This is a genomic window from Absiella sp. AM29-15 (genome assembly GCF_003434225.1).
GTDB lineage: Bacteria > Bacillota_I > Bacilli_A > Erysipelotrichales > Erysipelotrichaceae > Hoskinsella > Hoskinsella hominis.
The window spans coordinates 109,445-131,397 of the sequence record NZ_QVFL01000002.1 but is presented as its reverse complement, the minus strand read 5'-3'; the positions used below and the strand labels follow the sequence as shown (position 1 = coordinate 131,397).

Genomic DNA, 21,953 nt, shown 5'->3' with positions numbered 1-21,953 from the left:
CTATATCTCCTCACCCAAATAAGCTTCAATTACTCGTTTATTTGTTTTGATTTCTTCTGGTACACCTGATGCGATAATCTTGCCATAATCTAATACATAGATTCTTTCACACAGATTCATAACCAGTGACATATCATGTTCAATCAATAGAATACTGATATGGAATTCATCTCTGATAAAACGAATCAGCTTTGTTAATTCAGCTGTTTCTTGCGGATTCATACCGGCAGCAGGTTCATCTAAGAATAATAGTTTAGGATTTGTTGCCATGGCACGGGCAATCTCTAATCTTCTTTGTTCCCCATAAGGCAGGTTGCTAGCAAGTTCATCCTTTTTATCCTCCAAATGGAAGATTTTTAATAACTCCATTGCTTTCTTACGCATCTTTTCTTCTTCTTTATAAAAGGCAGGTAAACGTAACAATGCTGTAATGGTTCCATATTTTACATCTTTGTTCATGGCAATTAAAACATTATCTAAAACTGTCATTTCTTTAAACAGACGAATATTCTGGAATGTTCTCGCAAGACCCATAGCTGTAATCTTATATGGTTTTACACCATTTAGTTTTACTGCTTTTCCATCTTTTTCAAATTCAATTGTTCCCTCACTTGGAACATATACCCCAGTTAACATGTTAAACAATGTTGTTTTACCAGCACCATTTGGTCCAATCAGACCAACTAGTTCTCCTTCATTGATTTCCATATTTACATTGGAATTTGCACAAAGACCATCAAAGTTCTTTGTTAATTTTTTTACAGAAAGTAAAGGCATATTAATCTACCTCCTTTTTCTTTTTCCACTTCGCAGGAAGAAAATCTGTGATTTCTTTATTGCCGAATAATCCCTGTGGTCGATATACCATGATTAAGATAATCGCTAATGCATAAATGATCATACGAATTTCCGCATAACTCTGTAAGAACAGGTTGATTAATCCTAATACGATTGCCGCAAGGATACTTCCAGATAGAGAACCCATTCCACCAAATACAACGATAACCAAAATATCGATGGATTTCATAAATCCAAATGTAGATGGTTTTAATACATAGAAATAAGAAGCATATAATGCACCAGCTATGGATGCCAGTACAGCACCAATAACAAATGCCAATGTTTTATATTTTGTTGTATTGATACCCATAGATTCACTGGCAATTTCATCTTCACGTACAGAAATACAGGCACGTCCATGTGAAGAACGAACAAAGTTGTGTACAACCAGAATGCTAATGACGATAAAAATAAATACTAATGGAAATGTTGTCAGTTTAGGAATACTGCTTAAGCCAGCAGCACCACCTGTGATTTCCATATTCTGAATTGCAATACGAATGACTTCTGAAAAGCCTAATGTTGCAATGGCAAGATAATCTCCACGCAAACGAAGAGTTGGAATAGCAACGATTAAAGCAACAATAGATGTAATGATTGCACCAATCAACATTCCTAAGAATAATCCTCCCATATTAGGGATTTTCAATAATGTAATAGCTGCACAATATGCGCCAATTGACATAAAACCTGCATGTCCTAAAGAGAACTGTCCGGTAAAACCGATAATCAGGTTAAGTCCTAATGCTAATATAATATTTATACCGATTGTAATGATTGTTACCTGATAAGTATTTGGAATCAAATTTCCCATAATCATTGCCTGAAAGATACCAAAGATCACACATGCAATGATGGTCCATATCAAATTGCGTTTTGTAAATTGATTTTTCATAGACGATTCCTCCTAAACTTTCTCTTTCACATTTTTACCAAGTAAACCACTTGGTTTGATGATCAGAATAATGATCAGGATCAGATATACAACAGCATCTTTTACCATTGAGAAGCCATATCCACTAGCTAATGTTTCAAGAATACCGATAGCCTCTCCACCTAGCATTGCGCCAGGAATAATTCCGATACCACCAAATACTGCGGCGATAAATGCTTTCAGACCTGGTATCATACCCATTAAAGGGTCAATAGAGTTATAATACATACCAATCATAACACCAGCAGCACCGGCTAATGCACTACCAATGGCGAAAGTAAATGAAATTGTGTGATTTACATTGATTCCCATTAATTCTGCTGCATCAGGATCTGTAGACACAGCACGCATTGCTTTACCGATTTTGGTTTTCTTAACGATCAACTGTAAAGCAATCATTAATACAATAGAAGTAATGAAAATCATAATCTGATGATTACTGATTTGAAGTCCAGCAACGGTATACACTTCTTTAGGGAAGAAATCAGCTGGATATGTACGAATGTTTGGTCCCATTACATACATCATTGCATATTCCATAAATAAGGAAACGCCAATTGCAGTTATCAAAGATGTAATTCTTGATGCGTGACGTAATGGCTTATATGCAATCTTTTCAATTAGTACACCTGTAAACATACAGATCAACATTGCGATAATCAAAGTTGGGAAAAATCCTAACCCCCATGATGTAGAAGCAAAGAAACCAACATATGCACCTAACATATAAATATCACCATGTGCAAAGTTAATTAATTTGATAATTCCATAGACCATGGTATAACCTAGAGCGATCAATGCGAAAATACTACCTACCGACAGACCATTGATCAGCTGTTGTAAAAATATTGTCATACGAATACCCCTTCCTATATACATTTGAAACGTCAAATAAGGTGAAAGTGCGCTTTCACCTTATTTATGTTGTTTATCAAATATCTTCTTATTTTGTTACATCAACATCAACAGCAGAAGCCTGTTCGCCATCTTTTAATTCAACGAATTTAATTGATTTAATAGGTGTGTGATCATCATCCATTGAGAATGTTCCTGTAACACCTGTGAAGTCTTTATATGCAGCAATTGCATTTGTAATTGCTTCTGGATCATCACTACCAGCTTTTTCGATTGCATCTTTAACAAAGTAAGCTAAGTCATATCCTAATGCAGCAAATGTATCAGGAGCTTTGTCATATTCATCTTTATAAGCTTTCAAGAATGCATCAACTTTTTCGTTCTTTTCTGTAGTAGAGAAGTGAGTAGTGAAGAATACGTTATTTAATTTATCTGCACCAACAACTTCTTTTAATTTAGGTGAATCAAATCCATCAGGTCCTAAGATTGGTTTTTCAATACCAGCTTCACGAGCCTGTTTTACGATCTGACTTGCTTCTTCATAATAACCTGGAATCAACATTGCATCATAATCTTTGCCTTTGATTTTTGTTAATACAGAACTGAATTCTTTATCACCCTGTGTATAGCTTTCATTTCCAACAATGTTTCCACCTAATTTTTTGAATTCATCAGAGAATACTTTTGTTAAACCTTTTGCATAATCACTTGAGTTATCAGAATATACTAATACATTTTTCCATCCTTTATCAAAAGCAGCTTTTGCTAATGCTTTCCCCTGGAATGAATCAGAGTAACAAATTTTAAAGCCATATGGCTGTACACTTCCATCAGTTTTCAAAGTCGCATCATCTGCTGTAGCTGAAGCTGAAAGTGTTGGAATTTTGTTTTCTGAAGCCATTTCAAATGCCTGTTTTGTCAATGATGAAATTGCAGGTCCTAAAATAACCTTAGATCCATCCTGTACCAACTGATTATAAACGGTTGGCATGTCTGTATCACTTGTTTTATTATCCAATACATCTAAATCAATTTTCTTTTGTTTGTCGCCGACTTTTACACCACCAGCAGCATTGATTTCTTTAACAGCTAATTTAATGCCCTCAACGTGACTTGTTCCATAAGTAGCTGCTGTTCCTGTTTGTTCATAGTTTACGCCCCATTTAACTGAATCTCCATTAGAGCCTTCATCTTTACTGCCGCAACCAGTCATTGTAAATGCCATTGCCGCACATGCTGCCATTGCAACATATTTCTTAAAATTTCCCATGTTTTTCTCTCCTTCTCTTTTTTTTCTTTCCTCAAAATAATCAATACGTTTAATTGATTAACAATATTATAGCGCATTGAAATTACATTGCAAGTGTTTTCTGCAAATTTTTACAATAATTTTCAGTAATGCTATCATTTTATTTCAAAGTATTCTAAAATAGTTAAAACCTCCTGTTTTTCATAAATAAAGGAGTGAACCTGGGCAAAGTCCACTCCTTCTCGTGATAATTAATATTTACTCATACCTCTTCGACGAAGATAATTTTTTATTGGTTTATAATAATACAACAATAAAGCCGGAATCAACAGACATAATAATCTTCCAAATATCGTATTTGCAAATAGCAGCAGTACACCAAGCCAAGGATTTCTTCCTGTAAGCGTTCCATACACATCTTCCTTGCGTATGATGATATCCTGCTTTTGGGCTGTATGCTTTCTGGTTTCTACAACCATATTATGATTTTCATCGATTGTTTTGATAAATCCTGTCCTTGGACCCTCTTTTGTTTCGTAAAGAATGATTTCATTTTCATATACTTCATCTGTACGTCCAATGGAATCAAAGAATGCCAGATCATTACAAAGTAAATCAGGTTCCATTTCATCTGTTTCTACTATATATGCAATTTTACCAAATGCCTCTGATTTTTTCTCAGGTGATGCAGTGGAAACATATAATACAAATAGATTCACAACAATGCTGCAGGTAATCGCAGCAATCAAAACAGTCATAACCAGCTGATCAAATCCCTTATGACGCTGATTTCTTACGAATTGATTTACAATATCTTCATAGCTGTCTTGTTTCGGTATCACGATACGAACGCCATCATCTAAATCCATGTCTTTTTCATAAAAGGGGAAATTTGTATATTGGGATATCTTTTGAGCACGCACGACCAACGTGATCAAAGCGATGATGACAACGATCAGAAAGTAGAATAAGTAATTTGACTGTCCAAAGTAATCAAACAGATGGGTAATGTTCTGCATACTGACAGGATCACTTATCAAATTATAGTAGCCACTGCTTAAGCGTAATATCCAAATGATGATTGCACTGATCACAATGACATATCTTGCGTCACGCTGTTCTGTTATAAATAGCGAACATTCCATCGTAACGACCGTAACAAATATGATATCAACAAGCCCTACCATATAGAGCGATATCATGTAATTCACAATGAATGGATATTGTAACAACATGGTCAACAGGATAGTAACGATATATCCTATTGTATAGTAGATAACGATTTCCTTTAAACGTATCAACAACTTGGTCAAAATCATCTTCAACGGATCATATCCGTTTTTTGCCAGTGTGTACCATTTATTTGCTGATATCTCCGCAAATGTAAGTAAATCGAAATAGCGTATCATATAGACAATATACATAGTGAAAGCAACTAAAACATAAAGACTAATCGTAGAAAAATAGCTTGGCATCATAAACTGTGGAACACTTTGTGACAGGACACTGCGCGTTAATGCCTGTAACACCAGATGAATAATAAAAGAAAGAATAGCAATACTCACTCCGTACCATAGAATGCTTTGACTTTTTCTTTTCTTTTCAATATATGACAATTTTCTATCCGTTTGTTTTACTATTTTGTTCATACTGATATACGATCTCTTTCCACGCGTTTTCAACACAATATGGGTGCTGTTCTATAAACTTTGGGTAGTAGTAGTTCTTTCCCAGCGTTGCACATATTGCATCATATCCAGCAATATTATTATGCTGATCCCAAACTTCTAATCGATTGCCATTTCTGCGATATTCATAATCGGGCATTGTTTTCATTAGATATTCTTCCATTTCCTTTGCACGATCGTCCCTTATGATTGCACACAGGTGATCCCAAGTTTTGATAAAATCCTGTACGGGAGAATTACAAAGAAATCTACCATCATACAAGGGGGAAATATGGGTTGCACAGGCTTCTATCATTTTGTAATCAAAAGAAGAAAATAACAATGTCCGTTTTTGTCTTTGCAATTCCTGACATATCGTTTGAATCGCAAGAATACATTTCTCATCATAATATAATCTTGCTAAATTCCAGATAATCAGTTTGCTTTCTGTATAGTAACCAGCCATTAATTCCACTACGCTTTTTTCTGGTGGAGTTAATGTACTGATTTCTCTTTCACTTAAATAACCTAGATTAACATCCAGCAAATCTTTGGCAATCTGATGCTTCCTTTCATCAATACTGCCAGGCTCCTTTGCTGTAATAAATGTGAGATATTCAAGAACACTCATGTTCTCAAACATCATGTTTGTACTTCCTATATAGTAGACATGCGGTAAAATCAAACGTTTTTTCCGCATCATCCCTGTCTCATTTAAAACACATCTGCCATCTTTATACGGTCTGGCATTCGCAACGATTTCAAGAAACAAACGCACTTCAAATGCTTTATTTCCAATAATCGCCCAGATTTCGCCTTCTAAAGCTTCAAAATTCAGGTCCTGAAATACTTGGACAGGCTGCTCGTTATCCTTTTGGTAAAATTCCATACTTGCAACATGTTCCATCAGAACACTTTGTTTTCTCCTCTGTTCCTCCATACGCCACACCTATTTCATTTCCACAGATGGATATGACAGTTTCCAACTGTTTACGCAATTCTCAGCGTTCATATGCCATCAACAGGAAAAACAGTCCTTTCCCTACACACTAATCATAACTTCCAGGGACACAGACTGTCAAACGTTACTTTTATTTTTACGTTCCTGTCTATCAGCAATAATCGCTTTTCGGCCACTATTTGGTTATTTATTAAATTTTGACAACTCGTTTCCAGCTTATGATTTCACTATCCTAGCCGATAGCGAATCCTAAGACTTTCTCGTTAAATATGCTTTTCTTAATAAACGCCGCTGGAATTTGATTGTCTAGGGAAGGTGTATGTAAAAATATCCATTTAGCCAAAATGTTTGTCTTCATTACCTTAGCGTTTCTGCATATAGCCTTTATGCAGCTTTCCGCATTCCCATTTGGAAGTGCCAACGCACCATCAAATAAAGTTTTTTTCATGTTTCTCTCTCCTCCATTAAACATGCTTTATTCTTCGGCAACTGGCTGTCGTATTTTCTAATAAATAGACCCTATAGCTTTGCGTCACCAGATCACTCTGGCTTTGCCTTGTTTCCTCCAAGTGGTATATACCACTTGGTCTATACCAATTATAGACCATGTCTTATTTTAATGCAAGCGTTTACTTAAAATTTTTATCGTTTTTTTGTAAAAATCGCTTTCATTTGTTACAAATCTTTTTCAAAACTCCAATTTTCCTTATAGTAACGGCATATATTTCAATAACCTGCTCTTTTTTTTATCTATGGAATTGTATATATGTCCTATACTTCTCATAAAAAAACCTATTGCAATTTCAAATAATCATAGTATACTAATACCAGTTATTATTTTTACCAAGGAGGATCGTGGGTAGTAATAATGAGCGCCTGGACCTACGGGTTGACGAGGATAACAGTTATCGAAAGATTCGGCGGGTACTGTTACGGTTATTGTGGATCGAAAGAGAATAGACAAAAGCAACATCATAATGCTACAAAAACTATTCTCAACACACTATTTTTTATCATGGAGGAACATAAAATATGTGTGGAATAATTGGCTATGTGGGATCAGAGAAGATCTCAAATAGTGTTTTGATTGCGGGTTTACACGCCTTAGAATACCGTGGGTATGACTCTGCAGGATTAGCACTGGCACAAAATGATCAGGTAACAATTATCAAAGCAAAAGGAAATGTCAGCTTTTTAGAGGAAAAGCTTAAAAAGATGAACACAAAAGGAACAACATTGGGAATTGCCCACACACGTTGGGCAACGCATGGTGAACCAAATGAAACAAACAGCCATCCCCATCAAAGTGGATTGGTAACGCTTGTTCATAATGGTATTATTGAAAATTATAATACGATCAAAGAAGAACTGGAAAACGCAGGTTATGATTTTTATTCACAAACAGATAGTGAAATTGCGGCAGCTTATATTGACTATTGTTATTTTCTGACAAAAGATAAAGTGTCTGCTTTAACGAAAGCTTATCAGCATTTCAAAGGAAGTTTTGCATTTGCTATCATCTTTCAGGATGAACTGGATGTAATATATGCTATGCGAAAGAATTCACCGCTTGTTTTAGGTGTTGGTGAACATCAGAACTTTCTGGCAAGCGATATTTCAGCTTTCTTAAAATATACAAACCAATATATTGTATTAGAACATGAAGAAATTGCTGTTCTTCATAAAGATCAAATTACCATTCAAAATCTGAATGGTGATCTGTTGGATAAAGAAATACAAACTAGTGAAATGGATATCACAGATATCCAAAAGGGCGGCTATGAACACTTTATGTTGAAAGAAATTCATGAAGAACCAGATGTTGTGAAAAAAACAATCGATTCACTTATGCAAAATAATCTATTGGATCTATTGAATACAATGCCCAATTTAAAACAATATGATCAAATACATATCATTGCCTGTGGCAGTGCCATGTATGCTGGTATGATAGCGAAATCCTTGATTGAATCAAGAGCACGCATTCATGTAGATTGTATCTGTGCAAGTGAATATCGTTATGCAAATCCTATTTATTCAGGCAACACATTAGCCATCTTCATTAGTCAATCTGGTGAAACTGCGGACACAATAGCTGCTTTACAACTAGCAAAAGCAAATGATGTCGCAACCCTGGCAATCGTCAATGTCATTGGTTCTACTATAGCACGTGATGCTGATCATGTTATTTATACGAAAGCTGGACCTGAAATCTGTGTGGCAACGACAAAGGCTTATTGTACACAGGTAGCTGTCTTATCTTTACTTGCCTGCTATCTGTCCTATGTTCATGGCCATATGCAGGATGATGAAGTTATGCAGTTAAGTAAAGAAATCAAAACTTTACCGAAATTAATGCAACAGCTTATTGAAAAAGATTATTCTGCGTTTGCAAAGAAAATATATCAGCATAATGATGTGTTCTTTATCGGGCGTGGATTGGATTATTCTTTATCCATGGAAGGCAGTTTAAAACTAAAAGAGATATCTTATATACATAGTGAAGCCTATGCGGCTGGTGAATTGAAGCATGGAACGATTTCTTTAATTGAAGAAGGCACCCCTGTCATCGCACTTGCGAGTGATGAGGATTTATATGAAAAAACGATTAGTAATATCAAAGAAGTAAAAGCCCGTGGTGCTTATGTTTTATTGATCATCAGTGATGATTTACAGATAGCACATGATGGATATGATGATATTTTGCGTATACCAAAAACTGATAAATTGATTCAGGCAATACTGGGTGTTATACCATTACAGTTATTAGCTTATGAAATCGCCAGACTTCGTGGTTGTGAAATAGATCAGCCCAGAAACCTAGCTAAATCGGTTACTGTTGAATAACGGTATTTACCTGTAAAGTGCCTTGACTTCCTAATATTACACACACTTTGGTACTTTACAGTTAAATATATAAAGAAAGAAGCGACATGAATAAGCCGCTTCTTTTTCTTAGAATAAAATTTTAGATACAATATTGGAGTAGAAATCAATGATAGCAGATCTTACATAAAGTAATGGTCCATCCAACACTCCTGATAATAGAATCGCAATCATAAATATTGCGATATAGCGTTCATACTGCATAATCTTAAAGTATGTTTCTTCATCCAGAATTCCCATTAAAATCTTAGAACCATCTAGTGGTGGTAATGGTATCAGGTTAAATACGCCTAAACCAACATTCATCACAATAGAATATACACAGAAGTAATATAAGTAATTCCCAACAGGTCCATTGATGAAAAGGCCTGTTTTTATTGTCAACTGCATAAGAATGGTAAAGACAAACCCTAAGATCAGATTAGCTAATGGACCTGCCACAGCAGATTGTATCATTCCATTTTTACGATCTTTAAACATATAAGGATTGACTTGTACCGGCTTTGCCCAGCCAAAACCAAACAATACCAAACTGATAAACCCAATTGGATCAATGTGATTGATTGGATTCAATGATAATCTGCCACTTTCCTTCTGTGCGGTATCTCCTAATTTATATGCAACAAAACTATGTGCAAATTCATGAAAGGAAAAAGCAATAAATACAGCTGGTAATATATATATCCAATTTGATAATAAATCTTGTAACATGATGTATACCTCCATCCAACATATCTTACAGTATAGCAGAAATGACAGAAAAGGTAAACCATACCCATTTTTTTCACACAGGACATTTTCTATGCTATAGCTACTTTAAATCTAGACTTCGTTTACAACCGATATATGCCATCATATAGTAACGAAGATAAATCACCATATACAAAAGCATACATCCAAATGCAACCGTATAAATAGAATAGTTTCCCGGTATCCTTAGAAACAGTAAATTAACAATATATAATAATGGAAATATATACACTGCAGGCAATATCATTGGCACAAAGAAGTAGATACCAATTTGTTTACGTAGAATCGCATAGATTTCTGCCTTATCCATTCCTAATTGATGCATTAATTCATATTCATATTTCTGTCTTGTCGCATCCATCATCTGTTGTGTTGCCATAATCGTTGCCGCAATACAAATAAATACAAAAGATAAATAAAATAATGCGAAAATAATTGTTACAGAAGAACTGATGGATGCCTGCTGTGTATCACTACGGACATTTACACTCGCATATAGTGGCAAATTCATACTTTTTGTTATCTCTTTTTCCATTCCTATAGGGAATGATTTATCACTGTCTGCGACATAAGAACATGTGAGCATCTGACTGTCTTTTAAAACTTCATCTTTTACTACAAAAACTACATCATCGTACAGTTGTCCAATAGAATCATTTCTAATTTGGAATGGTACCATTTTTTCATCTTTAATGCTTAGCTGTATGCCTTTTTCTTCCGCTCTTTTTTTATCAAATTCATTTACCAATAAGATATAACCATGAGAAGGTATGGAAGCTGCTGTCTTATGTTTTAACTTTAACAGTTTTTGATAGTCACTTTCTTTCATAAATGATGTTCCATATATCGCCTGATCCTGTGTAAAAATCATGTCCACATTTGTTTTTGCATCTGCACATGAGTATAAACAAAATATATCATCCTGTATTTGATATCCTTTTTTCTCTAGCATTGTTTTGATTTCATCGCTTTTAAATGGTTCTGTTGCATTAATCTGTAGCTCATAAGGACAAATGATATCCATCTGCACGTTGGAGGAGTCGTATAGTTTTAATGCAAAGCTACTTAACATGATGGTAAAAATCAACAACATGGATAATGTTGCTAATACCATACGATTGCCATTGATTCTTCCTTTGATATGTCCATAAAGCGGCAGTATCCCAAAGGAATATTTGATCTTTTTTTGTCTGTTCACAAAAGCATCTGACAAAGCAATCATGCCATAATAAAATCCATAATTGCTTATAATCAATAATATGACACCTATTAATAAGACTGGCGATCCTTCTCCATAAAGCATATCCAATATGCCCTTTTTTGTGGCGATGATTCCAAAAAAGAAGCATATACATGCTATTAATAATACCATCCATTTGATGAAACGGTGTTTGACAACGGGATCGTTTTTATTTTCTTCATATAACAACTCTTTGATATTGACTTTCATGATGGTTCTTCGCTCTTTCCATAATGTCAATATCCACATAAACAGGAAATATAGAAAGGTAGCTCCTATCGTTTCAATGGAGAAATGAAAGACAAACTGAAAGTCTTTAGAAAAGAACTGTAAAATCAGCATACGCAATACTTCAGATAGAAAGCTTCCTAAAAAGCAGCCGATGATAAAGGATAAAAATCCCATAAAAAACATTTCGACCACAAGCATGCGTGCAATGACTTTACGCTCAATACCCGATAATAAATAGATACCAAATTCTCTACTTCTATTTTTTATAATAAACCCACTAATATATCCAATGAGCCATGTCATCACGATAACTAATAAAATACTGACCATCAAAAAGGCATATAGCATGTCCACATGTTCTCCAAACAATCTGATAATCTGCTCTGAGAACATCAAAGATTGAAATGCATAAAGTAATGTCATGACCATGGTTATGGTAAACATAAAGATACTGTATTGTTTTATACTTCGTAATGCACAACGCATTGTTAATTTTAAATACATGCCATCTATCCCTCCATACTTCGTTTACAGCTTTGATATGTCAAAATAAAGTAACAGCCATAAATTAACAGGAAGATTACCGGTGCTAAGATGATGGCAGAGTTGGTTGGTACGCTATACACCAGTAATGAAAAGAAAACATTCATTCCATAGATCACAAATGGAAGATACAAACATGGTAAGAGTAGTGGTGTAAAAAAGTAAAAGCTTACCTGTTGAAACAATAATTTCTTGATTGCCTGTTTATCACATCCCATTTTCCACATCATATGATAAGTTTCTTTTTGTTCATTCATATCAGAAAGCTGCTGGGTCGCAATAATCGTTGCCAGAATACACACGGCGATCATGGACACATATAATAATGCAAAGATGACCATGGTATAGATAGATAATTGATCTTTGATATAGTAAGGTTTTACACGATATAGATAAAAGCCATCTTCTTTAACATCTAAAATCGTTTTTGTTTCATCATATAATGTATCCGGAATCGTTCCATTTACATTCATCACAAGAACATTTTCTTTGATTGTGCAGTTTTGAACATAGGCATCTGGCAAAATTAAATAATAATCCACATATACTGATTGCCCAATACGTGAGCTTTCTATATAAGTACAGGATAGTTTCTGATCATTGACTTGTACTTTTCCCTGCTTCATAAATGCTTCCATATGTTGCTTTAGTTCTGGTGTCACAAGCAAACCATATTGCTGTTTATTCAACGGTTGTAATGCATCATAACCTTCTAACTTCAATAGTGCCTGTACATCACTTTCTTTTATGATATAAGTTTTTACTCCCGGATAATCAAATGGTGTATCAAAAAGAGCATTCCTCAGATTTTCATTAATCATATCACTTTGATATATTTGATAAAAATGATCCTGATAGCTTATATCATGCTTATTTAAATAGTCATATAATACATCTTTATTTAAGGTTTCACTTGTATATGCCATAATATCAAATGGGATTTCTTCTTTTATTTTTCTATCATAAACATTTTTTAACTGCATACTCATGATCATTAATGAAATAATCAGGATCGTTAACACGGAAATAGTTGCTAAAACAAAACGGTTACGCTTAATTTTCGTACATAACTGTGCACTTAAAAACATCATATTCCCTTGATACTTCTTTTGCTTCCACCTTTGAAGAAATAACATGACGACCTGGGATATCCCTTGATAGATCAAATAGATGGATAAAATCATCATCAAAATAGACAGCATCATGGAATTGATATCTCCACGTATACTGTTATCTTTAAGCGAACGATAAAAGATATATACAATAAAGATACAGATTCCCATACAGAAGGCACCCGCAATAAAACATAATATACTTTTGGTTTTTGATGCATGAATAGTTGTATGCTCATCTTTGCGATAAAATAGTTCTTTTAAGGTACAACGATGAATCAAACGGATTTCCCGTATGACTTCTAATATATAAATTAACACGAAGCATCCCAAGGTTAGTAAAAATGCTTGCAAAGAAAATGATAAAACAAAGTGATAATCCTGTCCAAATACCTGAAATAAAATTGCCTCTAATGCCTGCGACAATACCATACCCAGTATACAACCAATAACTAAAGCAATGGCTCCCATAATCAGCTACTCCGCAGAAAACATCAATGCGACACTGCTTCGTTTCATTCCAGACAATAGATACAGACCAAATTCACGGCTTCGTTTCTTCATGATAAAATCTGTGATATATATAATCATCCAGCCAAGCACCAGCGTAACACCAATACTTGCGAAAATTGCAATTGGTAAAAAGCTGTAAAACGTATAAAAGATACTTAGGATACGATCACTTAGTGCCAGCGAGAAAAAAGCATACATCAATGTCATACTCATAATCATCGTCGCCATAAACAGTGTATATTCCTTGATACTATGCGTTAAATTACGCAATGTGAGTTTAACGTACAGCATGTACATCACCGCCAAGCAATGTCATTACATCTAAAATCTTCTGATAGAAAGCCTTGCGGTCTAATTCACCTCGATAGATTTCATTGAAGATCCGCCCATCCTTTAAAAACAGGATACGTTTAGCATAAGATGCGGAAAAAGCATCATGTGTAACCATCAGGATACTGGCATGGCGTTCTTCATTCAGTTTCCCTAATTCTTCCATAAACAAATAAGAAGCATGAGAATCAAGGGCACCGGTTGGTTCATCTGCCAATATCAAAGACGGTTTATGAATCAAAGCTCTTGCGATTGCTGTTCGCTGACGCTGTCCTCCACTTACTTCATATGGATATTTATCCAGGATATCTAAAATACCCAAAGTTTTTGCCATTTGTTTCACAGAAGCATCAATGACTGCCGGTTTTTCTTTTAATAGTGTCAATGGCAACGCGATATTTTCTTCCATGGACAGCGTATTTAACAGATTATAATCCTGAAAGATAAAGCCAAGCTCCTTTTTACGAAAAGCGGCCAGTTGTTTTTCTTTCTTTGTGGAGATATTCTCTTGACGCACATAGATATCCCCTGCACTTAAGGTATCAATGGTACTGATGACATTCAACAGGGTTGTTTTTCCACTGCCGCTTGCCCCCATGATTGCCACGAATTCGCCTTCTTTCATATCAAAACTGATATCATTTAATGCTTTGGTGATATTACCACCATTGCCATAATATTTCTGTACATGTTCAACTTTTAATAAACACATGATCATCCCTCCTTGTCTTACAGTATATCGTAAAGATGAAATTTTCTGTATCAGGTTATTTTACAATTCCCTTACAGAGTTGTAAGAAGGAAAGGACAAAATCATATCACATCCTTGCATGAGTGAAGAAACTACATGGATGTCGATGCCTAAATCATGGCATAATTTCTTACATAAATATAATCCAATACCCGTCGCATGACGATTGGCATTTCTTCCATTTTCTCCGGTAAAGCCTTTCTCAAAGATACGGTCAATATCATTTGCGCAAATACCAATACCATTATCTTTCACATGTAGTTCCACTTCATCATCTTTTTCCACAATAAAAATAGAAAGCGTGCTGTCAACGTCACTTCGACGATATTTTACTGCATTTTCAATCAATTGATTTAATAAAAATACAATCCATTTTTCATCACTGCGTATCCAATAGCTTTCTTCGGGTATATCCACATGAATCCCATTGCTGGTACATAAATATTTACATTGCAATAAGGCTTCCTGTACAACTTCTTTGATATCCATTTTCTGTATACAAAAATCTTTTTCCACATTCTCGCTGCGCGCATAAAATAATGTCTGTTCTACATAATGTTCAATACGTTCTAACTGGGTATATGCTTCCCGTTTTTTCTTTCCCTCCTGATTTTCTGCCCATAGCTTCATTGCGGCAATCGGCGTCTTGATCTCATGTACCCATTGCTCGATATATTCTTGATAATCTTTACGGGTACGCTCGATTCCTGAAACATGTTCCAACATGCTTTTATTCCCCATACGCAATAAATAACGATAAAACTGTTCTTCACTGTTTCCACCGCTTCCCATAACTTCATGCAGCAGATATTTCTGATCTAACTGGTTTAACATTTGCTCCAGCTCTTTCATACGCTTTTCTTTTCGATGGAAAGATAACACAAAATATCCAATAAACAGAATTGCCCAGACACAGCCTAACATGACGACCATACTGATTTCCACACCCAAAAGCAATAATAAAAAACTTTCCAGCATTAAAAACAGGAAACATGTCACCAAAAAAACAATATGATCCTCTAAATAATCTTTTAAACTCATATGTAATACCCCTGACGATGTTTTGTGATAATAAAATCCTCTACCCCCATCTGAAGCAGTTTATTACGAATACGTGTAATATTCACACTGAGTGCATTATCATCGATAAACAGTTTATTATCCCATAAATAATCAATCAAATCATCTCTTGGGACAATTTCACCTTTATGTTGAAACAGATAGTATAAAATACGCACTTCATTTTTGGTTAATTCCTGATCTTTATCTCCATAGGTTATTTTGGATAATGCAACATCTAAACTCACACCTTTATGTTGATAAATATGTTCACTTACATGTTGATAACTACGTTTAATAACTGCCTGTAGATGTGCCAGCAACACAGAGGGATTATATGGTTTTGTGATAAAATCATCCCCACCAAGGGTCATGGAGCAAAGCTCGTCCATATCACTGTTACGACTGGTCACAAAGATAATAGGCACACTGCTTTTAGCTCGTATACGTGTACACAGTGTAAAACCATCTTCTTTAGGAAGATTGATATCTAATAAAATTACATGCGCACCTTCTGCTTCTAAAAAGGATACAATATCTTCCTTCATATTCCAGATACATACATCATATCCCTGATTTCTTAATAATACATCCAATTCTTTTTGAATTGCTTCATCGTCTTCCACAATCATTATTTTATACATATTCATCACCTAACCTTTATTATACAATAAATCCTTAAGAAAAAAGATGGCAAATCGCCATCTTTCAATGTTGTAAGAACTTTACTGATTCTTATCATACATATCTATAATCTAAAGTATGCAAAAGGGTGGCAAATCGCCATCCCTAATCCTCTTTATATGCCAAATTAACAAGTGAATGAATCCCACTAAAAAACAATGAAATAATCGTTAAACCTGTGGTCGCACACAGAGAACCAAACGTATCCAGAAATACATCACTCATAGAACTAGTTCTGCCTGTAAAGCTTTGATGATATTCATCACCAAATGCAAAACAGAAACAAATACCAACTGTCAAAATAAAACGCATGGTTTTATTTACCCCTAATATAGCAAGTGTGATATACACCATACAAGCCAGCGCGAAATAAATAGAAAAATGCGCCAGTTTTCGTATATTCGCATTCCAGTCACTGCCATATGGCGAATGCATAATCACAAAATATTTGATTTTCTCACTTAACAACATTCCCTTTTCACTATTTTCCAGCTTAGAACTTACTTCCTCTTTTATCTTTTCTGTCACGATTTCACTTCGCATATTGGATTCATATCCATTCTCTGCCGAAAGTGAATAAATCGTATACATCACAATTCCACTGATGCCAAGAAATAAGATAGCACATAAGATACGGACCTTAAAATTCTTTTTCATATACTCACCGCCTACCTTGTATGACATTGTATCGCAAATTGATTTCATCATCAAGAATGCGGTAGAAATCGTCATAAATTCTTAAGAATGCGTAAAAAAAGATGCGTTCCAGCTATCCGAAAAGCCTAAAACATGGTATATTTATAGTATTAAGGGAGGCGCGCTATGGACAGTAAAACATTATTCAAAGACTTCTCGATAGATCCTTATCTTTTTTATGAAGCCATCACAGGCAGCACAGATGATTATGTTTATATCACGAACATCCAAACTGGACAATCTCTCGTTTCTGAAAACATGTTTCAAGACTTTGATTTACCTGGGCGTATCGTGGATAATCTAATTGATGTGTGGGGAGATTTAATTATCGATCGTGATAAACCGGCTTACTATAATTCAATAGACGAAATGCTGAATGGCATTACAAATGAACATAATGTAGAATATCAAATTAAAAATCGTAAGAATGAATATATCTGGGTGGTTTGCCGTGGCCTTTTACAGCGCAATGCTCAAGGGGATACAACCATTTTCGCAGGTATTGTGACCAATCTTGGAAACAAGCGTAAAATTGATCCAATCACCGGCTTATTCCTTCAAAGTGAATGTGCTTTACAGGTAGGTCATTATTTAGAAAAGGAACATGATCATGGTGGGATTCTGTTATTGGGATTAGATGATTTCTCCCGTATCAATGCTTTGAATGATCATATATTTGGAAATAACGTACTTCGTCAGTTTGCACAGGATGTTTTACGTATGCTGCCTCAACATGCATTGATGTTTCGTTTTGATGGTGATGAATTTGCGATTTTCTATCCTGATGCCGATGCACAGGAAATTTATGAATCTTATCAGAAGCTGCATGCCTATTGCAACTCTCATCATTTTATTGATGGTGTATCTTATTATTGTAGTGTATCTGGCGGTGCCGCAATTCTTCAAAAAGATGCCGACAATTATCTAGATTTGATCAAATATGCATCATGTGCCCTTGATGCCAGTAAGAAAAAAGGAAAAAACACCTGTACCTTCTTCTCATCTGATTTAATACAGGCACAGAATCGCTCTATGGAAATCAGTGATCAATTATCTCACGCAATTGTAAAAGATATGGAAAACTTTGAAGTGCATTATCAGCCTTTAACAAATGTAAAAACGCGCAATATCAAAGGTGCAGAAGCCTTGCTTAGATGGAAGAGTGATACTTATGGGGTTATCTCTCCTGCCGAATTTATTCCTTTATTAGAAAGCAGTGGATGGATCATTAAAGTTGGCAAATGGGTGTTAGAACAGGCTATAAGAACATGTAAAAAGTGGACAGCGTATCTACCTGACTTTGTGATGAATGTGAATGTATCTTATCTACAAATGCTGGATTCTGATTTTATTCCTTTTATACAAAAAATATTAAAAGAGAATGATTTAAAAGCCAAACATATTGTTATTGAACTTACTGAAAGCTATTTCGTTACAGATATGGAAGCCTTAAAAGGCATCTTCCAAAGCCTTCGATTATTAGGCATACAAATCGCAATGGATGATTTTGGTACTGGTTATTCATCTTTAGGCATGCTGGCACAAATGCCCGCAGATATTGTGAAAATCGATCGTCTGTTTATCAATGCCATTCATGATAATACCTTTAATCTTGATTTTATCGGTGCTGTCATTCGATTATGTCATAGTGTTGGTATTAAAGTAACAATCGAAGGTGTAGAGGATCAAATACAATGGGATACGGTATGTAATATCCATGCGGATTGTATCCAGGGATTTTATATCTCTAGACCGATTGCCAAACAAGATTTTGAGCGTATATTTATTAAAACAGCTGTCCAATCGTGAACAGCTGTTTTCTTATGCTAAACGTTTTTCAAAATTACCATCAATATTCATACCCTCATTAAAGATCACAAAGGCTTTCGGATCACAATCATGAACGATTTGTTTCAACCGATTGACTTCCTGCTTAGAAACCACAGTCATAATGACATATGTATCCTCATCCGTATAACTGCCACTGCCTTTCCAATAGGTGACTCCACGGCGTAAACTGTATGTAATCACTTTATCCACATGATCAACTTTTGTGAATATTGTCGCACTCATTTTGATATTCTGATAATGAATCTTATCCACCATCTGACTCATAAAATAGCTGTAGATAATAGAATAAATCGCAATTTCTAAATCATATAAACCAGCACATGCTGCATAGACACATGCATTAAATACAACTGCAAGCTTGCCAATACTGAAATCTGGCATTTTGATACTCAAATACATACCTAAAATATCAATACCCCCACTGCAGCTTCCACCCCGCAGCATAAATCCACTTCCAACACCTGCAATGATACCACCAATTACTGCATTAGCCAGGATCACATCTAAAATAGGCTTCTCCAGAATTGGCACAATCGTTAAAAAGATAGTTTGAGCACCAACACATAACAATGTATTGATACAGAACTTTTTAGATATTTTAAACCATGCCAACATTAACAATGGGATATTGAATAAAAAGTTTAAGATACCAACAGTAGATATCGGCAAATGGATAAAGGTGAATCGATCCAATGCTTCACGCACAATCTGAGAAAAACCAATGACGCCACTATTGTTTAATGAACTAGGCACAATAAAACAGTTACATGCCAACGCAAATATCAGTGCTCCTGCAAGCATCATTCCATAATTGGTAATGATCTTTTGTACTTTTGTTTCTTTTTTCTTATGCTTCATATGCAGTCACCTCATCCTCATATATCTAAATTATACTCTTGAAACAGGAAAAATGTTATTTTTTACTTCCTATGACTTAGGAAATGTAATTTTTAAACATTTTTTAAAAATTCTATGTTATAATATAAAAAATTAATAGGAGGATTGAAATATGAATATATTGGTTTTAGGTGGAACACGTTATTTCGGAATCCATCTGGTGAATGATTTATTAGCGATGGGGCATAATGTCACCATAGCAACACGTGGACAAACACCCGATACATTTGGCGATCAGGTCACACGTATTCATGTAGATCGAAATGATCTAAAAGCAATGAAACAGGCATTTCAGGGATCAACATATGATATTGTTTATGATAACATTGCCTATTGCTCCAACGATGTAAAAAATATCTTAAACTTTGTTCATTGCAATCGTTATATTCTGACATCTACTGTATCCGTTTATAAGGAAAATGATATGAATATGCGAGAATGTTATTTCGATAGCGATAAATATCGTCTGCTTATGGGAAATCGTGATGATTTCGATTATGGGGAAGGAAAACGTCAGGCAGAAAGTGTGTTAACACAGGTGTATGCTTTTCAGAAAGCAGCCATTGTTCGTTTCCCATTTGTTTTTGGTGAAGATGATTACACCAAACGTTTATATTATTATGTAGAGCATATCGTACAAGGCAAGCCAATGTATATTGATAATCTGGATGCAGAATTCCCTTTGATATCCTCAAAGGATGCAGGTGGATTCTTAGCATTTTTATCCAACAAACGTTTGAATGAGGTCATTCAGACAGCTTCACCTGAAACCCTTACTTTGCAGGAAGTTGTTGACTATGTTGTAACAAAAACTGGTAAAAAAGCTATTCTTACGGAGTGTGATGACAAAGCACCGCTTAATGGCTTTACATCCTTCTCTATCAATTGTGATAAAGCAAAGAAAAAAGGATATAAGTGCCAGTCCTTAAAACAATGGCTATATCCTTTATTAGATACTTATATTGAAGAAGCTAAAAAGTAAACCGCATTTGAAGATACGTCCGCATAGTTTGTGCGGATGTTTTCTTTTGATACAGCTGTGTAAGTAAAAATCCACATTCTCGATAACATTTGATTGCCCGTATATTGTGGAAATCTACTTCCAGGTACAACTCCCTCAAATCTTTTGCATAATACAAAAGGATTTCATGGAGTGCTTCTTTTCCTATTCCTTTTCCACAATATGATGGTGCTAGTCCTATGCCAAGATATGTCTTATCGCCTATTTGATAACTGCGAAAGTAACCAACACATACATCTTCCCTATATAAGGTGTAAAAAACATGTTGTTTTGCTGGATCAAGGATTGCATAGCCTTGCTCTTTTGCGACCTCTAAGGATGGCATATCATATTGTTGATAAGGAGTCGGGTATTTCCATGAGAAAATTGTTTGTATATCAGATGTGTTGATTTCTTTGATTTCCATATGATCGCCTCTTCTTATATATTATATCATTCCCTTACTAAAAAAAGCCATTTGGCTTTTTATTCAATATCACAATCATCTTCATCAGCATCAAATGCCGGGGCAATAACACCATTTTTTCCTACTTCACATAGATAATCAGCTAATGCATGAACATCTTCCAGCTGAGATACACTGTATTCAATGACCATTCCAAGATTTAATCCTGAAACAACACGAATATTATCATTTTTTTGAGCATTGATAACAGCCACATTAAAAGGTGTTCCTCCATATAAGTCTGCTAATATAACTATGGATTCATGATTGCATGAAGCAATCGCTTCCTGCATTTTTTTAGTTGTTCCTTCTAATCCATCTTCTGCTGCCATGCATACAGTTTTGATACTAGATGTATCTCCAACAATCATATTCGCAGAATTTAAGATTTCAGATGCCAGATTTCCATGGCTGGTGATAATTAAATTAGGTTTCATG

Annotated in this window: 21 protein-coding genes and 1 riboswitch; of the genes, 3 read left to right on the top strand and 18 right to left on the bottom strand. The window is 35.0% G+C overall.

Annotation, left to right across the window (positions count from 1 at the left end):
• The 7 genes from DW761_RS02700 to DW761_RS02670 form a co-directional block, all read right to left on the bottom strand.
• The gene (locus tag DW761_RS02700; RefSeq protein WP_117516334.1) at positions 1-777 is read right to left on the bottom strand and encodes an ABC transporter ATP-binding protein; all 777 of its coding nucleotides are present in this window, start codon (positions 775-777) and stop codon (positions 1-3) included.
• Between the two features lies 1 nt (position 778).
• On the bottom strand, positions 779-1,735 hold the full coding sequence (locus DW761_RS02695; protein ID WP_117452882.1) for a branched-chain amino acid ABC transporter permease: 957 nt from the start codon (positions 1,733-1,735) through the stop codon (positions 779-781).
• A 12-nt stretch (positions 1,736-1,747) separates the two neighbouring features.
• The gene (locus tag DW761_RS02690; RefSeq protein WP_117452881.1) at positions 1,748-2,629 is read right to left on the bottom strand and encodes a branched-chain amino acid ABC transporter permease; all 882 of its coding nucleotides are present in this window, start codon (positions 2,627-2,629) and stop codon (positions 1,748-1,750) included.
• Between the two features lie 88 nt (positions 2,630-2,717).
• Positions 2,718-3,899 carry an ABC transporter substrate-binding protein gene (locus tag DW761_RS02685; protein ID WP_117516333.1) on the bottom strand — a complete coding sequence of 394 codons (1,182 nt, stop codon included), beginning with the start codon at positions 3,897-3,899 and terminating at the stop codon, positions 2,718-2,720.
• Positions 3,900-4,129: 230 nt separating this feature from the next.
• Positions 4,130-5,527 (bottom strand): hypothetical protein, encoded by a 1,398-nt coding sequence (locus DW761_RS02680; RefSeq protein WP_117516332.1) that lies wholly within the window; start codon positions 5,525-5,527, stop codon positions 4,130-4,132.
• Positions 5,499-6,485, bottom strand: a complete 987-nt coding sequence (locus tag DW761_RS02675) for a hypothetical protein (RefSeq protein ID WP_117452878.1) — start codon at positions 6,483-6,485, stop codon at positions 5,499-5,501. Before DW761_RS02675 ends, DW761_RS02680 begins: the two co-directional genes overlap by 29 nt.
• A 253-nt stretch (positions 6,486-6,738) precedes the next feature.
• Positions 6,739-6,954, bottom strand: a complete 216-nt coding sequence (locus tag DW761_RS02670) for a hypothetical protein (protein ID WP_117516331.1) — start codon at positions 6,952-6,954, stop codon at positions 6,739-6,741.
• 33 nt (positions 6,955-6,987) lie between these two features.
• A riboswitch (cyclic di-GMP riboswitch) is annotated at positions 6,988-7,072 on the bottom strand.
• Positions 7,073-7,538: 466 nt separating this feature from the next.
• Here DW761_RS02670 and glmS point away from each other — a divergent pair.
• A complete protein-coding gene (gene glmS, locus DW761_RS02665) occupies positions 7,539-9,353 on the top strand; it encodes a glutamine--fructose-6-phosphate transaminase (isomerizing) (protein ID WP_117516330.1) in 1,815 nt (604 codons plus the stop codon).
• A 108-nt stretch (positions 9,354-9,461) separates the two neighbouring features.
• Here the strand turns inward: glmS and DW761_RS02660 are convergent, their stop codons facing one another.
• The 8 genes from DW761_RS02660 to DW761_RS02625 form a co-directional block, all read right to left on the bottom strand.
• On the bottom strand, positions 9,462-10,103 hold the full coding sequence (locus tag DW761_RS02660) for a site-2 protease family protein (RefSeq protein WP_117454223.1): 642 nt from the start codon (positions 10,101-10,103) through the stop codon (positions 9,462-9,464).
• A 100-nt stretch (positions 10,104-10,203) separates the two neighbouring features.
• Positions 10,204-12,117, bottom strand: a complete 1,914-nt coding sequence (locus DW761_RS02655; protein ID WP_117516329.1) for an FtsX-like permease family protein — start codon at positions 12,115-12,117, stop codon at positions 10,204-10,206.
• 5 nt (positions 12,118-12,122) lie between these two features.
• Positions 12,123-13,739 carry a hypothetical protein gene (locus tag DW761_RS02650; RefSeq protein ID WP_117516328.1) on the bottom strand — a complete coding sequence of 539 codons (1,617 nt, stop codon included), beginning with the start codon at positions 13,737-13,739 and terminating at the stop codon, positions 12,123-12,125.
• A 6-nt stretch (positions 13,740-13,745) separates the two neighbouring features.
• A complete protein-coding gene (locus tag DW761_RS02645; RefSeq protein ID WP_233513009.1) occupies positions 13,746-14,051 on the bottom strand; it encodes an FtsX-like permease family protein in 306 nt (101 codons plus the stop codon).
• 7 nt (positions 14,052-14,058) lie between these two features.
• Complete coding sequence (locus DW761_RS02640) at positions 14,059-14,823, bottom strand: ABC transporter ATP-binding protein (RefSeq protein ID WP_117516326.1); 765 nt, start codon at positions 14,821-14,823, stop codon at positions 14,059-14,061.
• Between the two features lie 60 nt (positions 14,824-14,883).
• Complete coding sequence (locus tag DW761_RS02635) at positions 14,884-15,903, bottom strand: sensor histidine kinase (RefSeq protein ID WP_117516325.1); 1,020 nt, start codon at positions 15,901-15,903, stop codon at positions 14,884-14,886.
• Positions 15,900-16,565 (bottom strand): response regulator transcription factor, encoded by a 666-nt coding sequence (locus tag DW761_RS02630; RefSeq protein WP_117454228.1) that lies wholly within the window; start codon positions 16,563-16,565, stop codon positions 15,900-15,902. Before DW761_RS02630 ends, DW761_RS02635 begins: the two co-directional genes overlap by 4 nt.
• Positions 16,566-16,710: 145 nt before the next feature.
• Positions 16,711-17,262 carry a VanZ family protein gene (locus DW761_RS02625; protein ID WP_117454229.1) on the bottom strand — a complete coding sequence of 184 codons (552 nt, stop codon included), beginning with the start codon at positions 17,260-17,262 and terminating at the stop codon, positions 16,711-16,713.
• A 165-nt stretch (positions 17,263-17,427) separates the two neighbouring features.
• Here DW761_RS02625 and DW761_RS02620 point away from each other — a divergent pair, with 165 nt between their 5' ends.
• Positions 17,428-19,110, top strand: coding sequence for a bifunctional diguanylate cyclase/phosphodiesterase (locus tag DW761_RS02620; RefSeq protein ID WP_117516324.1), 1,683 nt, complete (start codon positions 17,428-17,430; stop codon positions 19,108-19,110).
• A gap of 12 nt (positions 19,111-19,122) precedes the next feature.
• Here DW761_RS02620 and DW761_RS02615 read toward each other — a convergent pair whose 3' ends face one another.
• Positions 19,123-20,010 carry a YitT family protein gene (locus DW761_RS02615; protein ID WP_117454231.1) on the bottom strand — a complete coding sequence of 296 codons (888 nt, stop codon included), beginning with the start codon at positions 20,008-20,010 and terminating at the stop codon, positions 19,123-19,125.
• Positions 20,011-20,161: 151 nt separating this feature from the next.
• On the opposite strand from DW761_RS02615, the gene DW761_RS02610 reads away from it, so the two are divergent.
• On the top strand, positions 20,162-21,031 hold the full coding sequence (locus DW761_RS02610) for an NAD-dependent epimerase/dehydratase family protein (RefSeq protein WP_117516323.1): 870 nt from the start codon (positions 20,162-20,164) through the stop codon (positions 21,029-21,031).
• Here the strand turns inward: DW761_RS02610 and DW761_RS02605 are convergent.
• Positions 21,021-21,476 (bottom strand): GNAT family N-acetyltransferase, encoded by a 456-nt coding sequence (locus DW761_RS02605; RefSeq protein ID WP_117516322.1) that lies wholly within the window; start codon positions 21,474-21,476, stop codon positions 21,021-21,023. The genes DW761_RS02610 and DW761_RS02605 overlap by 11 nt on opposite strands.
• 59 nt (positions 21,477-21,535) lie before the next feature.
• The gene (locus tag DW761_RS02600; protein ID WP_117454234.1) at positions 21,536-21,952 is read right to left on the bottom strand and encodes a PTS sugar transporter subunit IIA; all 417 of its coding nucleotides are present in this window, start codon (positions 21,950-21,952) and stop codon (positions 21,536-21,538) included.
• Position 21,953: the final 1 nt, after the last annotated feature.